14 protein-coding genes and 1 tRNA gene are annotated in these 20,339 nt (G+C 60.4%); all 15 read right to left on the bottom strand.

Going from position 1 to position 20,339, the window contains the following annotated elements; genetic code table 11:
* Positions 1–164: 164 nt before the first annotated feature.
* Positions 165–2,270, bottom strand: a complete 2,106-nt coding sequence (fusA, locus tag ACODSZ_RS22320; RefSeq protein WP_013232184.1) for an elongation factor G — start codon at positions 2,268–2,270, stop codon at positions 165–167.
* Positions 2,271–2,396: 126 nt separating this feature from the next.
* Positions 2,397–2,867 carry a 30S ribosomal protein S7 gene (gene rpsG, locus ACODSZ_RS22325; protein WP_006465489.1) on the bottom strand — a complete coding sequence of 157 codons (471 nt, stop codon included), beginning with the start codon at positions 2,865–2,867 and terminating at the stop codon, positions 2,397–2,399.
* 158 nt (positions 2,868–3,025) lie between these two features.
* Entirely contained in the window at positions 3,026–3,409 is a 384-nt protein-coding gene (gene rpsL, locus ACODSZ_RS22330; protein ID WP_006465490.1) for a 30S ribosomal protein S12, read from the bottom strand.
* Between the two features lie 352 nt (positions 3,410–3,761).
* Complete coding sequence (locus tag ACODSZ_RS22335) at positions 3,762–4,919, bottom strand: hemin-degrading factor (protein WP_488928557.1); 1,158 nt, start codon at positions 4,917–4,919, stop codon at positions 3,762–3,764.
* A 28-nt stretch (positions 4,920–4,947) separates the two neighbouring features.
* Positions 4,948–7,212 carry a TonB-dependent hemoglobin/transferrin/lactoferrin family receptor gene (locus tag ACODSZ_RS22340; protein WP_488928558.1) on the bottom strand — a complete coding sequence of 755 codons (2,265 nt, stop codon included), beginning with the start codon at positions 7,210–7,212 and terminating at the stop codon, positions 4,948–4,950.
* Between the two features lie 349 nt (positions 7,213–7,561).
* Entirely contained in the window at positions 7,562–11,803 is a 4,242-nt protein-coding gene (rpoC, locus tag ACODSZ_RS22345) for a DNA-directed RNA polymerase subunit beta' (protein ID WP_175345061.1), read from the bottom strand.
* A gap of 284 nt (positions 11,804–12,087) precedes the next feature.
* Positions 12,088–16,194, bottom strand: coding sequence for a DNA-directed RNA polymerase subunit beta (rpoB, locus tag ACODSZ_RS22350; RefSeq protein ID WP_154134296.1), 4,107 nt, complete (start codon positions 16,192–16,194; stop codon positions 12,088–12,090).
* A 279-nt stretch (positions 16,195–16,473) separates the two neighbouring features.
* Entirely contained in the window at positions 16,474–16,854 is a 381-nt protein-coding gene (rplL, locus tag ACODSZ_RS22355) for a 50S ribosomal protein L7/L12 (RefSeq protein ID WP_008334117.1), read from the bottom strand.
* A 96-nt stretch (positions 16,855–16,950) separates the two neighbouring features.
* A complete protein-coding gene (rplJ, locus tag ACODSZ_RS22360) occupies positions 16,951–17,448 on the bottom strand; it encodes a 50S ribosomal protein L10 (protein WP_075259677.1) in 498 nt (165 codons plus the stop codon).
* Between the two features lie 326 nt (positions 17,449–17,774).
* Positions 17,775–18,470, bottom strand: a complete 696-nt coding sequence (gene rplA, locus ACODSZ_RS22365; RefSeq protein ID WP_006465497.1) for a 50S ribosomal protein L1 — start codon at positions 18,468–18,470, stop codon at positions 17,775–17,777.
* Positions 18,470–18,901, bottom strand: coding sequence for a 50S ribosomal protein L11 (gene rplK, locus ACODSZ_RS22370; protein WP_013232178.1), 432 nt, complete (start codon positions 18,899–18,901; stop codon positions 18,470–18,472). Before rplK ends, rplA begins: the two co-directional genes overlap by 1 nt.
* 160 nt (positions 18,902–19,061) lie before the next feature.
* Positions 19,062–19,652: a transcription termination/antitermination protein NusG gene (gene nusG, locus ACODSZ_RS22375; RefSeq protein ID WP_008334101.1), complete on the bottom strand. Its 591-nt coding sequence runs from the start codon at positions 19,650–19,652 to the stop codon at positions 19,062–19,064.
* Position 19,653: 1 nt separating this feature from the next.
* Positions 19,654–20,034 (bottom strand): preprotein translocase subunit SecE, encoded by a 381-nt coding sequence (secE, locus tag ACODSZ_RS22380; protein WP_008334099.1) that lies wholly within the window; start codon positions 20,032–20,034, stop codon positions 19,654–19,656.
* A gap of 31 nt (positions 20,035–20,065) precedes the next feature.
* Positions 20,066–20,141, bottom strand: a tRNA-Trp gene (locus tag ACODSZ_RS22385).
* A 73-nt stretch (positions 20,142–20,214) separates the two neighbouring features.
* The coding region (locus ACODSZ_RS22390) for an EF-Tu C-terminal domain-related protein (RefSeq protein ID WP_488928512.1) at positions 20,215–20,339 on the bottom strand (125 nt) is incomplete at its 5' end.

Here is a 20,339-nt window from a genome sequence, read left to right on the forward strand (position 1 = left end):
CGATGGTGCCGACGTTCACGTGCGGCTTGGTCCGTTCAAACTTGCCTTTTGCCATTTTAAATTTCCTTCAAAAGAACGATATGTTCGATGTTCAATATTCAATGTGTGACTGGTGATCCAGCCAGCGATCCCTTCCACTCGGAAGGGATCGCCATTCCTGCAACTTACTTGGCCTTGGAAGTGACGATTGCGTCGATCACGTTCTTGGGCGCTTCGGAGTAGTGCTTGAATTCCATCGAGTAGGTTGCACGGCCTTGGGTAGCCGAACGCAGCGTGGTCGAGTAACCAAACATTTCCGACAGGGGCACTTCAGCCTTGATGATCTTGCCACCACCGCCGGCGATTTCATCCATGCCCTGGACCATGCCACGGCGGGAGGACAGGTCGCCCATCACGGTACCGGCGTAATCTTCCGGGGTTTCCACTTCGACAGCCATCATCGGTTCCAGGATGACGGGGCTGGCGCGACGGCAACCTTCCTTGAAGGCCATCGAACCGGCCATGCGGAAGGCGTTTTCGTTCGAGTCCACATCGTGGTACGAACCGAAGAACAGGGTGACCTTGACGTCAACGACAGGGTAACCAGCCAGCACGCCGGTGTTCAGGGTTTCACGCACGCCCTTTTCAACGGCGGGGATGAATTCGCGAGGAACGGTACCGCCCTTGATCGCGTCGACGAACTCGAAGCCCTTGCCGGCTTCTTGCGGCTCGATCTTCAGGACGACGTGACCGTACTGACCACGACCACCCGACTGCTTGACGAACTTGCCTTCGGATTCTTCGCAGGTCTTGCGGATGGTTTCGCGGTAAGCCACTTGCGGCTTGCCGACGGTGGCTTCGACGTTGAATTCGCGCTTCATGCGGTCAACGATGATGTCCAGGTGCAGCTCGCCCATACCGGCGATGATGGTCTGGCCCGATTCTTCGTCGGTACGCACGCGGAACGACGGATCTTCAGCAGCCAGGCGGTTCAGGGCCAGGCCCATCTTTTCCTGGTCGGCCTTGGTCTTGGGTTCCACGGCCTGCGAGATCACCGGCTCGGGGAAGACCATGCGCTCCAGCACGACCATTGCCTTGTCGTCGCACAGGGTGTCACCGGTGGTGGTGTCCTTCAGGCCCACGACGGCGGCGATGTCACCGGCCATCATTTCCTTGATTTCTTCACGCTGGTTGGCGTGCATCTGAACGATACGGCCGATACGTTCCTTCTTCGACTTCACCGAGTTCAGCACGGTGTCGCCCGAGTTCAGGGTACCGGAGTAGCAGCGGATGAAGCACAGCTGGCCAACGAACGGGTCGGTGGCGATCTTGAAGGCCAGGGCGGAGAACTTCTCGTCGTCCTTGGCTTCGCGCACGACCGGCTCGTCGTCTTCGTTCAGGCCCGGAACCGGGGGGATGTCCACCGGCGACGGCAGGTATTCAACGACGCCGTCCAGCATGGCTTGCACGCCCTTGTTCTTGAAGGCGGTGCCGCACATCATCGGGACGATTTCGCCGGAGATGGTGCGTTGACGGATCGCGCCCTTGATTTCGGCTTCGGTCAGGTCGCCTTCTTCCAGGTACTTGTTCATCAGGTCTTCCGATGCTTCAGCAGCGGTTTCGACCAGGTTTTCACGCCACTTCTGCGCGTCAGCCTTCAGGTGCTCGGGGATGTCGCGGTAGTCGAACTTCATGCCCTGGGAAGCGTCGTCCCAGTAGATTGCGCGCATCTTGACCAGGTCGATCACGCCTTCGAAGTTTTCTTCGGCGCCGATAGGCACTTGCATCGGGATCGGGTTGGCCTTCAGGCGAGCACGCATCTGCTCGTAGACCTTGAAGAAGTTGGCACCGGTACGGTCCATCTTGTTGACGAAGGCCAGACGCGGGACCTTGTACTTGTTGGCCTGACGCCACACGGTTTCCGACTGCGGCTGCACGCCGCCCACTGCACAGTAGACCATGCAGGCGCCGTCGAGCACGCGCATCGAACGTTCCACTTCGATGGTGAAGTCAACGTGACCCGGGGTGTCGATGATGTTGATGTGGTGGGCGGGGAAGTTGTTCGCCATGCCCTTCCAGTAACAGGTGGTAGCAGCCGAGGTGATGGTGATACCACGCTCTTGTTCCTGCTCCATCCAGTCCATGGTGGCGGCGCCGTCGTGCACTTCACCGATCTTGTGGTTCACACCGGTGTAGAACAGCACGCGCTCGGTCGTGGTGGTCTTGCCAGCATCGATGTGCGCGGAGATACCGATGTTGCGGTAGCGCTCAATGGGGGTCTTGCGAGCCATGATTTATTCCTAAGTCTTTAATGCACGAAACCGAGCGTCATTTTTTTCAAATAAACGCTCGGCTCGAACCAATTTAGATGCAGGCCAGGAAACACCCGGATAGGGTCCGCCCCGGCCCAGTCTTGATTAGAAGCGGAAGTGCGAGAACGCCTTGTTCGCTTCTGCCATACGGTGCACTTCATCACGACGCTTCATGGCGCCACCACGGCCTTCGGCGGCTTCCATCAGTTCACCACCCAGGCGCTGCGGCATCGACTTTTCGCTGCGCTTGTTGGCGGCTTCACGCAGCCAGCGCATCGACAGGGCCATACGGCGCACCGGACGCACTTCAACGGGCACCTGGTAGTTGGCGCCACCGACGCGGCGGGACTTCACTTCCACCATCGGCTTGCAGTTGTTCAGGGCTGCGGAGAACACTTCCAGCGGGTCCTTGCCCGACTTGGTCTGGATGTAGTCGAAGGCACCGTAGATGATGTTTTCAGCGACGGACTTCTTGCCCGACAGCATCAGCACGTTCACAAACTTGGCGACTTCAACGTTGCCGAACTTCGGATCCGGCAGAATTTCCCGCTTGGGGACTTCACGACGACGTGGCATTTCGATTCCTTTCAATCTTCAGTTGAGTGGGCGAACCCTGCTTCAACTTCGCCTGCACTCGCGGAGAGCCATCATGGCTTCCACTTACTCGGCCCAACCTGGACCGACTCTGAGTCTGTTCACACGACGCGCGAAAGCGTCATGATAAACACCAATTATTACTTCTTCGCTGCCTTGGCGCGCTTGGCACCGTACTTCGAGCGAGCTTGCTTACGATCCTTGACGCCCTGGGTATCCAGTGCACCGCGAACCATGTGGTAACGCACACCCGGCAAGTCCTTCACACGGCCGCCGCGGATCAGCACGACGCTGTGTTCTTGCAGGTTGTGGCCTTCACCGCCGATGTACGAAATGACTTCGAAACCGTTGGTCAGACGCACCTTGGCCACCTTACGCAGCGCCGAGTTCGGCTTCTTCGGGGTGGTGGTGTACACGCGGGTGCAGACACCGCGCTTTTGCGGGCTGTTTTCCAGCGCCGGCGACTTGCTCTTCACGATCGCGCGGACACGTGGTTTGCTAATCAGTTGATTGATGGTTGGCATCGTTTTAATCCAACAAAGTACAACATTGAAAACAGGTTCCGGAATCGGTTGCCCGGAACCACACAGGAAACTCTTGTGCGCAAGACAATGCGCAAATCGGATTTAAGACCGGAAGGGAGAATAGCGTCGCAGAAGCGATGTTTCAGACCAAAGAACGCATAAGCCCGGGAGAGCCTAAATTCGAGAACTCGCGAGTGTACGCCTGAAAGCCCAGCGGGTCAACCCGAACCGGGCCCCAGCGCCGATTTGACGCGGTTTATGGCCATTTCGCCACGCTTTCAGGTGGCGCAATGGCAATGTTTTCCGTAATGCAAGGGTTGCCTGCAGCGCCTCCATTGCCTGCGGGAGCAGTTCAGCCGCGCGGCAGTGCCTCGACCATGTTGCGCCACTGCATCGTCTCGGGTTGGCCACGGTCGCGGCGCGAGAAGAAATTGACGATCTGCCGGCCCTGGGCATCGTAGAACTCCACCGAGGTAATCATGCCGTGATCGGTCGGACGGCGCAGCACCCAGCCGTGGTCTACCGCCTTGGCACGCAGGTGCAGGTTTAAGTCCGGGTCGAGGACGTTGTACCAGTCCCCCGCCACGGCAGTCTTGCCGATCAGGCCACTGTATATCTGCGTCATACCGCCATTGCTGACGAACACCATGATGGGCTGCCGGCGTTGCCTGGCGTCCTCCAGCAGCGCCTGGGCCGCCTGGGGTGCAATGCGCCAGGCCGACTCCGGTCCGATGAGCTGCAGCGCCTGTTCGCGGGTGAGCTTGAGCTCGCGCAGCAGACGCGGGAATTGATGCACGTCGGTCAGCTCCTGCCAGGACCGGCGCAGTTCGCCGATGGCCTCCGGGCTGGGCGGCGCGACCTGCTGCAGGGTCGCAGGTGCAGGGGCGGGCTCGAGGTTCAGGGCTGCCTGCTGATCGGCCAGACGGAAATCGGCCACCAGCCGCTCGAATTGCGGCACATGCTGCGCGTTGTCCAGATAGACCTTGTGCACCGCATCGCCCTGCCGGTCGAAGAACTGCAGGCTGCGGCTGGTCTTGCCGTCCCGGCCCGCCTGCACCACGGCAAAAGCGCTGCCCCAGCGCGACATGGCAAAGCGCAGGTCGATGGGCCCGCCGGCGAAACCTGTGCCGGGGATCACCCTGCCCTGCTCGTCGCGCTTGATGGGGGTGACTTCGCCGCTACGTTCCAGGACTGCATCTTCATTGCGGGTAATGGCCTTGATGCGTCCCAGTTCAGGCAGACGCGCGAACAAGGCTTCAAGGGCAGCCTGCTCCCCCTTGAGGCGCACGGCATTGCGGCCGACCTGGGTCGCCAGCAAGGCCGATTCCTTGACACCAAGTTCACGTGCGGCATCTCTTGTATGAAGTTTTGGCTGCAAACGCTGGAGCTCGGCCCAGCGTTCGGCCAAGGGGCGCTGGGTGGCGCAGCCGGCGCTGGCCAGCGCAGTCACCAGCAGCAAGGTCATGGTGATATGGCCTCGCGCGGGGCGGGCGACGATGTACTTGCTCATGAGGGTCCTCGGGTCGGAAAAATGGGAATCAGTAGGCGATCTTCAGGCTGACGCTGAAGCTGCGCCCCGGCTCGGTATAGGCATCCTTGTTGACGGCGCTGTCGGCCAGCGACAGGCCGCGGATGTCGGTCCAGCTCCAGTACTTGCGATCGAACAGGTTGCGTACGCCAGCGTAGACGGTCATGTTGCGAGTGAGGTGGTAGCCGCCCGAGAGATCCATGACGAAGAACGACGGCGAGACGAAGTTGGTGGCGGTCGGGATGTCTTCCTTCTTCTTGGCCGCGTTGTAGACCAGGTCGCTCTGCACGAACCACTGCTGCGCAGGCTCATAGCGCAGGCCCGCGACCACCGACAGCGGAGCCACGGACTCCAGTCCTTGCTTCACGCCATTGGTGGTGGTGCTGCCCTTGGTCCAGGCGAACCCGCCCTTGACCGTGAAGCCGTTGTCGAGCGCGTAATCGATCCGCCCTTCCAATCCGTGGATCTGCGCCTTGGCGGCATTGCGATACTGGAAGATGGTCGGATTGGCGACCGTAAGATTGCCGCGCACCGTCACCAGATCGATGAAGTTGCGGTAATTGCCCTTGTAAGCGGCCGCGCTGTAGCGCAGCGCGCCGTGGCCTGCCGCCAGCTTGCCGCGCAGCCCGACTTCCACCGTATTGCTGGTCTCGGGCTGGAGATCAGGATTGGAGATCTGCCGGTACACGGTATTGTTGAAGAAGGAATTGACCTCCTGCGGCGAGGGCGAACGGAAACCGCGGGCGTACTGGATGTAGGGAATGAAGGCCGGCGTCACCTCATACAGGAACGCCAGGCGCGGGGAAAGCGCGCTGTCGCGGCTGCTCACTGCCGGCTGCCCGTTGGCGATGGCCTGGGCGTCATATTTGGCGCTGGCCTTGGGCTTGAGTTCATAGCCGTCCAGGCGCAGACCGGCGATGGTGGTCAGCGCGCCGGTGCGCATCTCATCCTGTACGTACGCGCCAAGCTGGGTGGATTCGGTCTTGGGGAAATACTGGCAATACTGCGTGCCAGTGCAGCTGGTCCAGCCGGTGCCGTTGGCGCTGGTCTGCAAGGTGGACAGGCTCAGGTCCAGCCCATAGACCAGCTTGTGTCGCCAAGAGGCAGAACCGAAGTTGCTCTCGGCCAGCAGGCTGCCACTGATCATCTGGTCGCTGTACGACACCGCCCGGAAACGCGGCCGCACGATGCTGGCCGTACTGGTGCCGGCTTCATTGGTGAACTGGTCGGTGTCGGCATTGCGATAAGTGAGGCTGGCCTTGAATTTCTGTATCCACGGCTGATCTGCATCGTTGCGCTCATAGGCCAGCGTGGCGCGCTGGCCGGTGGATTTGCTGCTGGTGCTGTAGGCAGTTACGCCATTGCCGATTGCGGAAAGGCTGTCGCCGCTCTCGCGCTCTTCGGTAGCCTGCAGCGTGAGCTTGAAGGTGTCGATGCCATTGGGCTTGAAGACCAGCTTGCCCAGCGCCGAGCGATTGGTAGTGCTCATCGGGTCGGGCGTGGTGCGGGCGCTGCCGCGCACGTCATTGGTCCCCTTGTTGTCGCTCTCGTTGCCGTGGCGCGCATTGAGGATCAGCATGCCCTGCCACTGCTGGCTGCCCCAGGCCGCACTGGCGGTGGCGCCAAAGCTCTTGTCGACCGAGTCGTAGGAAGGCTTGAAGGAGAAATAGCTGGACTTGCCATAGACCTCCAGCAAGTCAGACGGGTCCTTGGTGATGAAATTGACCGCCCCGGTGAGGCCATCGCTGCCGTACAGCGAAGACGCCGGGCCGCGCAGCACTTCAATGCGACGATACAGTTCGGTATCCGTGGTCGCGCCCCGCCCCACGCTGGCCACGCCCTGGCTGAAAGCACGCGGCATGACGATGCCATCCTCCAGCATCAGCACGCGATTGCCATCGAGCCCGCGGATGGTGATGCCCTCATTGCCGCCACGCCCGGTGGTGGCGGCCGCGCCAGTGATGCCGGACATGCGATATACCGAGCGCCGCACCTCCACCCCCGGTTCGTAACGCAAGGCATCCTTGATGTCCTTGGCGTTGTGCTCTTCGATCTCTTCAGAGGTGATGACGGAAACCGTTGCCGCCGCGTGATCGAGGTCACTGCTGCCGGAGCGATTGGCCGTGACGACCACGTCCTGCAGCTTCTTGCCGCTGGCCTGCGCCAATGTGATGGCCTCGCTCGCGGACACGCGGGCGGGATTGGACTGGGTATTGGAATCGGCCGATTGCGCAAGGACACTCACGCACAGCCACGACTGCAGCGCCAGGAACACGGCCGCTGCACACTTCGATTTGCATGGGAACACTGGTAACCACCCCTTGATCTGGATCGGTTACTAGCGCGGGCTGGCTACCTCTTGGATAAAAAACAACCGGCAAAAACCAGTCGTCGAGCATATGAAGATCGATTCCATCGAGCACGAGTCAGATGAGAATCGTTATTATTTGTAAATGATAGAAGATTCACTCATCCTTGGCAATCCCACAAGCAGCAAGGCCTACACCATGTAGGGATATGAAGGCTGCGCATTGCGGGCGCACATCGCCTATGAACGAAAAAACGGCGCCGGAATTGCTTCCGGCGCCGTTCTCTCTTGCAGCTTGTTGTCTTGCCGACGATGCTTAGACTTCGCCTTCGCCGCCACCGATGGATTCGGTCGAGGAGATTTCCTCGTCGCCGAACTCGGAACGGGAAGCACGTTCGGCTTCGAGCAATGCTGCGCGCTCTTCGGCTTCCCATGCGTCCTTTTCCTTGCGGGCTCGGTGGAAGGCCAGGCCAGTACCGGCCGGGATCAGGCGGCCGACGATGACGTTTTCCTTCAGGCCGCGCAGGCCGTCCTTCTTGCCCATGATGGCCGCTTCGGTCAGCACGCGGGTGGTTTCCTGGAACGATGCGGCCGAGATGAAGGAGTCGGTCGACAGCGATGCCTTGGTAATACCCAGCAGCACGTTTTCGTAGGTCGCCGGGATCTTGCCTTCGGCGGTCACGCGGTCGTTCTCGTCCAGCAGCTCGGAGCGCTCGACCTGCTCACCGGTGATGTAGTTGGTGTCGCCCGGCTCCACCACTTGCACGCGGCGCAGCATCTGGCGCACGATCACTTCGATGTGCTTGTCGTTGATCTTCACGCCCTGCAGACGGTACACGTCCTGCACTTCGTCCACGATGTAACGGGCCAGCGCTTCGATACCCAAGAGACGCAGGATATCTTGCGGGTCGGCCGGGCCGTCCACGATCATTTCGCCCTTGTTCACCACCTGGCCGTCGTGCACCAGCACTTGCTTGTCCTTGGTGATCAGGAACTCGTGCTTGGTGCCTTCCATGTCGGTGATTTCCAGACGCTGCTTGCCCTTGGTTTCCTTGCCGAAGGCAACGGTACCAGTGACTTCGGCCAGCATGCCGGCATCCTTGGGCGAGCGGGCTTCGAACAGCTCGGCCACGCGCGGCAGACCACCGGTAATGTCACGGGTCTTCTGCGATTCGGTCGGGATACGGGCCAGCACTTCACCCACATGCACTTGCTGGCCGTCCTTGACGGTGATCAGCGCGCCAACCTGGAAGCCGATGGTCACCGAGTGTTCGGTGCCGGCGATCTTCACTTCTTCGCCTTGTTCGTTCAGCAGTTTCACCTGCGGACGCATGACCTTGGAGGACGGACCACGACGCTTCGCATCGATGACCACCAGGGTCGACAGACCGGTGACTTCATCGATCTGCTTGGCAACGGTCGAACCCTCTTCCACGTTTTCGAACTTCACGGTACCGGAGTACTCGGTGATGATAGGACGGGTCAGCGGATCCCAGGTCGCCAGGGCAGTACCGGCCTTGATGGTCAAGCCATCCTTGACGATCAGGGTAGCGCCGTACGGCACTTTGTGACGCTCGCGCTCACGGCCCAGGTCGTCGGTGATCAGCACTTCGCCGGAACGGGAAATGACGATCTGTTCGCCCTTGCCATTGGTCACGTAACGCATCGTGGCGGTGAAGCGCACGGTGCCGTTGGACTTGGCTTCCACCGAGGAGGCCACCGCTGCACGCGATGCCGCACCACCGATGTGGAAGGTACGCATGGTCAGCTGGGTACCCGGCTCACCGATGGACTGCGCAGCCACCACACCGACGGCTTCGCCGGAGTTCACCAGCAGGCCACGGCCCAGGTCGCGGCCATAGCACTTGGCGCACAGGCCATAGCGGGTGTCGCAGGTCAGCGGAGTACGAACCTTCACTTCGTCGATACCCATGCGTTCGATCTCTTCGACCTTGTCTTCGTCCAGCAGGGTGCCGGCTTCGAACAGGGTGGATTGATCTTCCGGGTTGACGATGTCGGTCGCAGCCACACGGCCGAGGATACGGTCGCGCAGGGCTTCGATGACTTCACCGCCTTCCACCAGCGCCTTCATGGCCGAACCGTTGGAGGTGCCGCAATCGTCTTCGATCACGACCAGATCCTGGGTCACGTCCACCAGACGGCGGGTCAGGTAACCGGAGTTTGCAGTCTTCAGCGCGGTGTCGGCCAGACCCTTACGGGCGCCGTGCGTCGAGATGAAGTACTGCAACACGTTCAGGCCTTCGCGGAAGTTCGCGGTAATCGGCGTTTCAATGATGGAGCCGTCAGGCTTGGCCATCAGGCCGCGCATACCGGCCAGCTGGCGGATCTGGGCAGCCGAACCACGGGCGCCGGAGTCGGCCATCATGTAAATCGCGTTGAACGATTCCTGGGTGGTCTTCTTGCCTTCGCGGGTGATGACGTCTTCCACCTTCAGCTGGTCCATCATGGCCTTGCCGACTTCGTCACCGGCCTTGCCCCAGATGTCCACGACCTTGTTGTAGCGCTCGCCTGCGGTCACCAGACCCGAGGAGTACTGCTGTTCGATCTGCTTGACTTCCGACTCGGCAGCGGCGATCAGGGTGGCCTTTTGCGGCGGCACCAGCATGTCGTCCACGCAGATGGAGATACCGGCGCGGGTCGCCAGGCGGAAGCCCGACTGCATCAGCTGGTCGGCAAACACGACCGTGGCACGCAGACCGCACTTGCGGAAGGACGTGTTGATCAGCTTGGAGATTTCCTTCTTCTTCAGCGCGCGGTTCAGCACCGAGAACGGCAGGCCCTTGGGCAGGATCTCGGAGAGGATGGCGCGGCCGATGGTGGTCTCGTAGCGCTTGACGGTACGCACGAATTCGCCGGTGACCGGATCCTTCGGGTGTTCCACGATACGCACCGTGATACGGGTGGCCAGCTCGACTTCCTTGTTGTCGTAGGCGCGGATGACTTCCGACACGTCCTGGAACATCATGCCTTCGTTCTTGCCGTTGATGGCTTCACGGGTGGCATAGTACAGACCCAGCACGATATCCTGGGACGGCACGATGGACGGTTCGCCGTTGGACGGGAACAGGATGTTGTTGGAGGCCAGCATCAGGGTGCGGGCTTCCATCTGCGCTTCGATCGACAGCGGCACGTGGACGGCCATCTGGTCGCCGTCGAAGTCGGCGTTGAACGCGGCGCACACCAGCGGGTGCAGCTGGATCGCCTTGCCTTCGATCAGGACCGGCTCGAACGCCTGGATGCCCAGACGGTGCAGCGTCGGTGCGCGGTTCAGCATGACCGGGTGTTCGCGGATGACTTCTTCCAGGATGTCCCAGACCACCGGCTCTTGCGCTTCCACCAGCTTCTTGGCGGCCTTGATGGTGGTCGACAGACCCATCAGTTCCAGCTTGTTGAAGATGAAGGGCTTGAACAGTTCCAGGGCCATCAGCTTGGGCAGGCCGCACTGGTGCAGCTTGAGCTGCGGGCCCACCACGATGACCGAACGGCCCGAGTAGTCCACACGCTTGCCCAGCAGGTTCTGACGGAAACGACCGCCCTTGCCCTTGATCATTTCGGCCAGCGACTTCAGCGGACGCTTGTTGGCGCCGGTCATGGCCTTGCCGCGACGACCATTGTCCAGCAGCGAGTCGACCGCTTCCTGCAGCATGCGCTTTTCGTTGCGCGTGATGATTTCAGGAGCACGCAGCTCCATCAGGCGCTTCAGGCGGTTGTTACGGTTGATGACGCGGCGGTACAGGTCGTTCAGGTCGGAGGTCGCGAAGCGGCCGCCATCCAGCGGCACCAGCGGACGCAGTTCCGGCGGCAGCACGGGCAGCACTTCCATGATCATCCACTCGGGCTTGATGCCCGAGCGCTGGAACGCCTCCAGCACCTTCAGGCGCTTGGCGTACTTCTTGATCTTGGCTTCGGACTTGGAGTCCTTCAGTTCCTGGCGCAGGGTTTCCGCTTCGCGGTCGATATCGATCGAGCGCAGCAGTTCGCGAATACCTTCGGCGCCCATGAAGGCGATGAAGTCGTCGCCGTACTCTTCGTACTTGGCGGCGTAGTCGTCTTCGGACATGATCTGGCACTTCTTCAGCGGGGTCATGCCGGGATCGGTCACGACGTAGGCTTCGAAGTACAGCACGCGCTCGATGTCGCGCAGGGTCATGTCCAGCACCATGCCCAGACGGGATGGCAGCGACTTCAGGAACCAGATGTGGGCAGTCGGGGAAGCCAGTTCGATGTGGCCCATGCGCTCACGGCGCACCTTGGCCAGGGTCACTTCCACGCCGCACTTCTCGCAGATCACGCCACGGTGCTTCAGGCGCTTGTACTTGCCGCACAGGCACTCGTAGTCCTTGATGGGGCCGAAGATCTTGGCGCAGAACAGGCCGTCGCGCTCAGGCTTGAAGGTACGGTAGTTGATGGTTTCCGGCTTCTTGACTTCGCCGAAGGACCACGAGCGGATCTTGTCAGGCGAAGCCAGACCGATCTTGATCGCGTCGAATTGTTCGTTTTGCTGGACTTGCTTGAATAGATCGAGCAGTGCTTTCATGTATCACTCCAGGTTGGCGTGAGAAACTAAATTTACGTGTGGCCGGTTCACCCTGCTTAACCCTGTTCGCATCGGCGGGAGAGCCAGCGAAGCCTCTGCTTCGTGGTGCCGCTCGATACCGGGACAGACCTCCCCAGCTTACTGCCGTACTTCGCTTGAATCTCTTGAATCTCTTGATTCGTTCACATCGCCCGTGGAGCGATGCGTCAATACTGAATTCTTGAATTCTTGGTTCGCCGGAAAAACCGGCGGGGTGCGCAGCCTGCGCCGCGCACCCCTTTACATCATTCGCGTTCCAGGTCGATGTCGATACCCAGCGAGCGGATTTCCTTCACCAACACGTTGAAGGATTCCGGCATGCCGGCATCGATCACGTGATCGCCCTTGACCAGGTTCTCGTAAACCTTGGTACGGCCGTTCACGTCGTCGGACTTGACCGTCAGCATTTCCTGCAGGACGTAGGAGGCACCGTAAGCTTCCAGTGCCCACACTTCCATTTCGCCGAAACGCTGGCCGCCGAACTGCGCCTTGCCGCCCAGCGGCTGCTGGGTCACCAGCGAGTACGGGCCGGTGGAACGGGCGTGCATCTTGTCGTCGACCAGGTGGTGCAGCTTCAGGTAGTGCATGTAACCGACGGTCACGGTGCGCTCGAAGGCTTCACCGGTGCGGCCGTCATACATCGTGACCTGGTTCTTGGACGGGGTCATGCCCAGCTGCTTGGCGATCGGGTCCGGATAGGCCAGATCGAGCATGCGGCGGGTTTCTTCTTCATGCGCACCGTCGAACACCGGGGTCGCGAAGGGCACGCCCTTCTTCAGGTTGGTCACCAGCTCGATGATTTCCTCATCGCTGAAGGTATCCAGTTCTTCCTTCTTGCCGGATTCGTTGTAGATGGTGGTCAGGAACTTGCGCAGTTCCGCAACCTTGGCTTGCGCCTGCACCATCTCGCCCAGACGCAGGCCCAGACCCTTGGCCGCCCAGCCCAGGTGAACTTCCAGCACCTGGCCGACGTTCATACGGGACGGCACGCCCAGCGGGTTCAGCACGATGTCGGCGGGGGTACCGTCGGCCATGTGCGGCATGTCTTCGATCGGCAGAATGCGCGAAACCACACCCTTGTTACCGTGACGGCCGGCCATCTTGTCGCCAGGCTGCAGGCGGCGCTTCACGGCCAGGTAGACCTTGACCATCTTCTGCACGCCAGGCGGCAGTTCGTCGCCCTGGGTCAGCTTCTTGCGCTTCTCTTCGAAGGCCAGGTCGAACTGGTGACGCTTCTCGGCGATGGATTCCTTGATGGCTTCCAGCGCGTTGGCGATGTCGTCATCGGCCGGACGGATGTCGAACCAGTGGAACTTGTCCAGATCGTCCAGGTAAGCCTTGTCCAGCTTGGTGCCCTTGACCAGCTTCTTGGGGCCGCCGTTGGCGACCTTGCCGATCAACAGACGCTCCAGACGCTGGAAGGCATCGCCTTCCACGATACGCAGCTGGTCGTTCAGGTCCAGGCGATAGCGCTTGAGTTCATCATCGATGATCTGCTGGGCGCGCTTGTCACGCTGGATGCCTTCGCGGGTGAACACCTGCACGTCGATGACGGTACCGACCATGCCCGAGGGCACGCGCAGCGAGGTGTCCTTCACGTCGGAAGCCTTCTCGCCGAAGATCGCGCGCAGCAGCTTCTCTTCCGGAGTCAGCTGGGTCTCGCCCTTCGGGGTGACCTTGCCGACCAGGGTGTCGCCAGCTTCGACTTCGGCGCCGATGTAGACGATACCCGACTCATCCAGACGGGCCAGTTGGTTCTCGGCCAGGTTGGAAATGTCGCGGGTGATTTCTTCTGCACCCAGCTTGGTATCACGTGCCACCACCGACAGTTCTTCGATGTGGATCGAGGTGTAGCGGTCATCAGCCACGACCTTTTCCGAGATCAGGATCGAGTCTTCGAAGTTGTAGCCGTTCCAGGGCATGAACGCCACCAGCATGTTCTGGCCCAGTGCCAGCTCGCCCATGTCGGTCGAGGCGCCGTCGGCGATCACGTCATGCTTGGCCACGCGGTCACCGATCTTGACGATCGGGCGCTGGTTGATGTTGGTGTTCTGGTTGGAACGGGTGTACTTGATCAGGTTGTAGATGTCCACACCGACTTCGCCAGCTTGCGCTTCGTCGTCGTTGACGCGGATCACCACACGGCCTGCATCGACGTAGTCCACCACGCCGCCACGCAGGGCTTGCACGGTGGTACCGGAGTCGACTGCCACGGTACGCTCGATGCCGGTGCCGACCAGCGGCTTTTCCGGACGCAGGCAAGGCACGGCCTGGCGCTGCATGTTGGCGCCCATCAGTGCACGGTTCGCGTCATCGTGTTCCAGGAACGGAATCAGCGAGGCTGCCACCGACACCACCTGGCCCGGGGCCACGTCCATGTACTGCACGCGTTCCGGCGAGACCAGGATGGTTTCGCCAGCTTCACGGGCCGACACCAGTTCGTCGGACAGCTTGCCTTCACCGTCGATGGTCGCGTTCGCCTGAGCGATCACGTAACGACCTTCTTCGATGGCCGACAGGTAGTCGATCTGGTTGGTGACCTTGCTGCCCTCGACCTTGCGGTACGGGGTTTCCAGGAAACCGTATTCGTTCAGGCGGGCATACAGCGCCAGCGAGTTGATCAGGCCGATGTTCGGGCCTTCAGGCGTTTCGATCGGGCAGACGCGGCCGTAGTGGGTCGGGTGCACGTCGCGCACTTCGAAGCCGGCGCGTTCGCGGGTCAGACCGCCAGGGCCCAGGGCGGAAACGCGGCGCTTGTGCGTGATTTCCGACAGCGGGTTGGTCTGGTCCATGAACTGCGACAGCTGGGACGAACCGAAGAACTCACGAATGGCAGCCGAGATCGGCTTGGAGTTGATCAGGTCGTGCGGCATCAGGTTGTCCGCCTCGGCTTGGCCCAGGCGTTCCTTGACGGCGCGCTCCACGCGCACCAGGCCGGCGCGGAACTGGTTTTCGGCCAGTTCGCCCACGCAACGCACGCGACGGTTGCCCAAGTGGTCGATGTCATCGACTTCGCCGCGGCCGTTACGCAGTTCGACCAGGATCTTGATGACGGCCAGGATGTCGTCATTGGACAGGGTCATCGGACCGGTCAACTCGTCGCGGCTGACGCGACGGTTGAACTTCATGCGGCCCACGGCCGACAGGTCGTAGCGGTCTTCGCTGTAGAACAGGCCGTTGAACAGGGCTTCCACGGACTCTTCAGTCGGCGGTTCGCCAGGACGCATCATGCGATAGATCGCCACGCGCGCGGCGGTCTGGTCGGCGGTGTCGTCGGTGCGCAGGGTCTGCGAGATGTAGCCGCCCTGGTCCAGGTCGTTGGTGTACAGGGTCTGGATGGCCGAGATGTTGGCTTCGCGCAGCTTGGCCAGCAGTTCTTCGGTCAGCTCGTCGTTGGCGCTGGCCACGACTTCACCGGTGTCCGGATCGACGATGTTCTTGGCCAGCACGCGGCCCAGCAGGTAGTCCTCAGGCACGGAGATGTGCTTGATGCCGGCGGCTTCGATGTCACGCACGTGCTTGGCGTTGATGCGCTTGTCCTTGGCGACCATCACCTTGCCCGACTTGTCGGTGATGTCGAAACGTGCGACTTCACCGCGCAGGCGCTCGGAGACGAACTCCATGTCCGCGCCTTCGGCGTGCAGGTTGAAGTTGTCGAAGACGAAGAAGTTGGCCAGGATCTGCTCGGAGGTCATCCCGATGGCCTTCAACAGGATCGTCACCGGCATCTTGCGGCGGCGGTCGACGCGGAAGAACAGGATGTCCTTCGGGTCGAATTCGAAGTCCAGCCAGGAGCCACGGTAAGGAATGATGCGGGCCGAGAACAGCAGCTTGCCCGACGAGTGCGTCTTGCCGCGGTCGTGTTCGAAGAACACGCCCGGGGAGCGGTGCAGCTGGGACACGATCACGCGCTCGGTGCCGTTGATGACGAAGGAACCGGTGGTGGTCATCAGGGGCAGTTCGCCCATGTAGACTTCCTGTTCCTTCATTTCCTTGACGACCGGCTTGGTGGGCGATTCCTTGTCCAGGATCACCAAGCGCACCTTGGCGCGCAGCGGGGACGCGAAGGTCAGGCCACGTTGTTGGCACTCTTTGACGTCAAACGGCGGAGCGCCCAGCACATACGACAGGAATTCGAGGCGCGCAAAACCATTGTGCGACACGATGGGGAAAATCGAGGTGAAAGCCGATTGCAGGCCTTCGTTCTTGCGTTCCGATGCAGCACGTTCGGGTTGCAGGAAATTCTGATACGACTCGATCTGAGTCGCGAGCAGGAACGGAACGTTGTGGACGTTTGCGCGTTTCGCGAAGGATTTGCGAATGCGCTTCTTCTCAGTAAATGAGTAGTGCATGGACACTCCGTGAGTGACAGGAAGGATAGAGAATTCAAGATTCGATCAGACCGCGCGACTTGCCGGCAAAGCAGTCCGGGCCATCGGCACTCAAATCTTCAAATGTCTACCCTAGTTTTTTGCTGAGATCGCGCTTAATATTCCCGACAACGAATACTGCGGCGCATCAACATCACCAGCAAAAATAAGAAACGACAAAGGAGCCAAAGCCGAATCCCTTTTTCAAGGGATTCTGCACTTTGACTCCGGAGTAATAACTCGCCTTGGCAGGCAAGAGAATTACTTCAGTTCGGCCTTGGCGCCAGCTTCTTCCAGCTTCTTCTTGGCAGCTTCAGCGTCAGCCTTGGCGATGCCTTCCTTGACCGGCTTCGGTGCACCGTCAACCAGATCCTTGGCTTCCTTCAGACCCAGGCCGGTGATTTCACGGACGGCCTTGATGACGCCGACCTTGTTGGCGCCGACTTCAGCCAGCACAACGGTGAACTCGGTCTGTTCTTCAGCAGCGGCAGCACCACCACCAGCAGCGCCACCGGCGGCCGGAGCGGCCATCGCGGCAGCGGAAACACCAAACTTCTCTTCGAATGCCTTGACCAGGTCATTCAGTTCCATCACGGACAGCGCGCCAACGGCTTCCAGGATGTCTTCTTTGCTAATTGCCATTTGAAACTCCTAAATTTATTTCGGTAATAACATCAGATTGGTAGTGACGCGAAAGCGTCGAAACTGCAGAGCGGGGCCGCTTCAAGCGGCCTTGCCTCATGCGGCTTCGGCTTCCTTCTTGGCTGCCAGGGCAGCCAGAGCGCGCGCAAAGCCCGACACCGGAGCCTGCATCATGCCCAGAACCTGGGCCAGCAGAACTTCGCGAGACGGGATGTTTGCCAGCGAAGTCACAGCAGCCTTGTCCAGCTGCTTGCCTTCGTAGTTACCTGCCTTCACAACCAGCTTGTCGTTGGTCTTGGCAAAGTCGGACACGACTTTGGCAGCGGCCACGGCATCTTCCGAGATCGAGTAGATCAGCGGACCGGTCAGTTGCGGGGCGAGGTCGGCAAACTTCGTGCCTTCGATGGCGCGACGAGCCAGCGTGTTTTTCAACACGCGCAGGTACACGCCTTGGGCACGCGCTTGTGCGCGCAGTTGCGTCAAGGAACCAACCTGGATGCCACGGTATTCGGCCACGACGATCGTTTGCGCAGATGCAACCTTTGCGGAAACTTCGGCGACGACGGCCTTCTTGTCATTCAGATTGAGACTCAAGATCAACCTCCAAAAATAGTACTCGGCCACTACACAGGCCACTGCCTGCTTGCCTTGCACCGGTTCGAACACGGCGTCCGACGTTTAGGAGTTCACTGCAGCATAGGGCAAAACTGAATATGCTGCCTGAGACTACGAAACTTGCTCGGGTTCACCATCTGCGTTGGGTCCACTGAACTTGCGTTCAGCGCTTTTAACTTCGTCCGGCTTGTTGCTGCCGGCTTCCGCCCAACGGTCTTTGAAGGCCTGCCGCCACCGATTGCTCAACGGCGACAGCCCAAAGAGATGCCCCGCTTCCTCAAGGAAACGGGGACTGTATTGCTTGCTTAGGCAGCCAGGGAAGCCTGGTCCACGCGAACGCCAGCGCCCATGGTGGACGACAGAGCGATCTTGCGCAGGTACACACCCTTGCTGCTGGCCGGCTTGGCCTTGTTCAGGGCATCGATCAGGGCCAGCAGGTTGGCCTTCAGATCGGCGTCGGAGAACGACTTGCGGCCGATGGTGGCGTGGATGATACCGGACTTGTCGGTACGGTATTGCACTTGACCAGCCTTGGCGTTCTTGACGGCAGTAGCCACGTCCGGGGTCACGGTGCCAACCTTCGGGTTCGGCATCAGGCCACGGGGACCCAGGATCTGGCCCAGGGTACCGACGATACGCATGGTGTCGGGCGAAGCGATGACGATGTCGAACGGCATGTCGCCGGCCTTCACGCGCTCTGCCAGGTCTTCCATGCCGACCACGTCAGCGCCAGCTGCCTTGGCAGCTTCAGCCTTGTCGCCGGAGGCGAACACGGCCACGCGAACGGTCTTGCCGGTACCGGCAGGCAGCACCACCGAACCACGGACCACTTGGTCCGACTTCTTCGCGTCCACGCCCAGCTGGACGGACACGTCGATCGATTCGTTGAACTTGGCGGTTGCAAATTCCTTGATCAGGGAAACGGCGTTGTCGAACGGATAGGCCTTGGTACGATCGACCTTTTCCTTCATTGCCTTGACGCGCTTGGATACCTTAGCCATTACAGACCCTCCACCGTGATGCCCATCGAACGTGCGGAACCAGCGATGGTACGCACGGCAGCTTCCAGATCAGCAGCGGTCAGGTCCGGCTTCTTCTGGGTTGCGATCTCTTCCGCTTGCTTGCGGGTGATCTTGCCGACCTTGTCGGTATGCGGCTTGGAGGAACCCTTCTGGATACCAGCAGCTTTCTTGATCAGGATGGTCGCCGGCGGGGTCTTCATCACGAAGGTGAAGGACTTGTCCGCGAAGGCGGTGATCACGACCGGAATCGGCAGACCGGGTTCGACACCTTGGGTCTGGGCATTGAAGGCCTTGCAGAACTCCATGATGTTCAGACCGCGCTGACCCAGGGCCGGGCCGATCGGGGGGGACGGGTTCGCTTTACCAGCTGGCACTTGCAGCTTGATAAAACCAATAATCTTCTTTGCCATGACGGCTCCTTATTGATTGAGTTGTAGCGCCGTTTCATCGGCCTTGCGGCGTCTTACTCGGGCTCCTCGGAATGCTGAATTGGCGGACGATGACTTGTCCGGTACGCTCCAGCGGGCGTTGAAAACTTGACAGGGAAAGGCGGGATTCCGGAAGGCGGGATCAGACTTTTTCCAGTTGGCCGAATTCGAGTTCGACCGGGGTGGCGCGACCGAAGATGGTGACCGAGACGCGCACGCGCGATTTCTCGTAGTTCACTTCCTCGACGTTGCCGTTGAAGTCGGTGAACGGACCTTCCTTGATGCGGACCATTTCGCCCACTTCGTAGAGCACCTTTGGACGGGGCTTCTCGACGCCTTCCTGCATCTGGCGGAGCAGCGAGTCCACTTCACGCTGCGGCAGCGGGGTTGGACGATTCGACTTGCCACCGATGAAACCGGTCACTTTGGCGGTATTCTTCACCAGGTGCCAGGTTTCGTCCGTCATTTCCATCTCGACCAGGACGTAGCCCGGGAAGAAACGACGTTCTGTCACGGACTTGTGACCATTCTTCATATCCACGACTTCTTCAGTCGGCACCAGGATCTGGCCGAACTGGTCTTGCATGCCGGCGCGGTTGATGCGCTCGGTCAGCGCGCGTTGCACGCTCTTTTCCATGCCGGAATACGCATGCACCACGTACCAGCGCTTGTTTCCGGCGCTTGAAACGCTTTGCGCACCAATCGGTGCGCTGTCTTGCGTGCTATCGCTCATGTTATTTCCAGCCCAAAATTACGTCGTACAACAGGAACTCGAGCAACTTGTCCGTACCCCACAGGAAGATGGCCATGATCAGCACGAAGGCGAACACCACCCCGGTGATCTGCATGGCTTCCTTGCGGGTTGGCCAGACGACTTTCTTGGTTTCGCGCACGGATTCCTTGGCGAAACCGACGAAGCCGCGGCCTTGTGCAGAGGTCCAGGCAAACGCCACTGCCACCAGCAGACCGGCGACCAGGGCGGCAGCGCGCACCGGAGTCGACTGATCAGACAACACAAAAAAACCGACCACGCCCGCAACCACAGCCACGATCGCCAATGCGATCTTGATCTTGTCGTTGGAGGTGTTGACGGTTTGAACTGGCTGGCTAGACATATTTACTTTCAGTACCCTGCACCAGATTCGGTGGCAGGGGCGGAGGGCATCGAACCCCCAACCTTCGGTTTTGGAGACCGACGCTCTGCCAATTGAGCTACGCCCCTACAAAAACTCGCGATTGAGACACGAATGCCGCGATACGTTACGCACCGCGGCAATGTGTTTTACAGCTTGATCTTAGTCGAAGATCTTGGCAACCACGCCGGCGCCGACGGTACGACCGCCTTCGCGGATAGCGAAGCGCAGACCTTCTTCCATGGCGATCGGGTTGATCAGTTGCACGGTGATCGACACGTTGTCGC

The sequence above is a fragment of the Herbaspirillum sp. FG34 genome (assembly GCF_057809315.1).

Coding starts and splice junctions, on each gene's coding strand:
- rpoB (WP_154134296.1), bottom strand. CDS start 16,194: ATGCACTACTCATTTACTGAGAAGAAGCGCATTCGCAAATCCTTCGCG.
- rpsL (WP_006465490.1), bottom strand. CDS start 3,409: ATGCCAACCATCAATCAACTGATTAGCAAACCACGTGTCCGCGCGATC.
- rplA (WP_006465497.1), bottom strand. CDS start 18,470: ATGGCTAAGGTATCCAAGCGCGTCAAGGCAATGAAGGAAAAGGTCGAT.
- secE (WP_008334099.1), bottom strand. CDS start 20,034: ATGTCTAGCCAGCCAGTTCAAACCGTCAACACCTCCAACGACAAGATC.
- nusG (WP_008334101.1), bottom strand. CDS start 19,652: ATGAGCGATAGCACGCAAGACAGCGCACCGATTGGTGCGCAAAGCGTT.
- rplK (WP_013232178.1), bottom strand. CDS start 18,901: ATGGCAAAGAAGATTATTGGTTTTATCAAGCTGCAAGTGCCAGCTGGT.
- ACODSZ_RS22335 (WP_488928557.1), bottom strand. CDS start 4,919: ATGAGCAAGTACATCGTCGCCCGCCCCGCGCGAGGCCATATCACCATG.
- rpsG (WP_006465489.1), bottom strand. CDS start 2,867: ATGCCACGTCGTCGTGAAGTCCCCAAGCGGGAAATTCTGCCGGATCCG.
- rplL (WP_008334117.1), bottom strand. CDS start 16,854: ATGGCAATTAGCAAAGAAGACATCCTGGAAGCCGTTGGCGCGCTGTCC.
- rpoC (WP_175345061.1), bottom strand. CDS start 11,803: ATGAAAGCACTGCTCGATCTATTCAAGCAAGTCCAGCAAAACGAACAA.
- fusA (WP_013232184.1), bottom strand. CDS start 2,270: ATGGCTCGCAAGACCCCCATTGAGCGCTACCGCAACATCGGTATCTCC.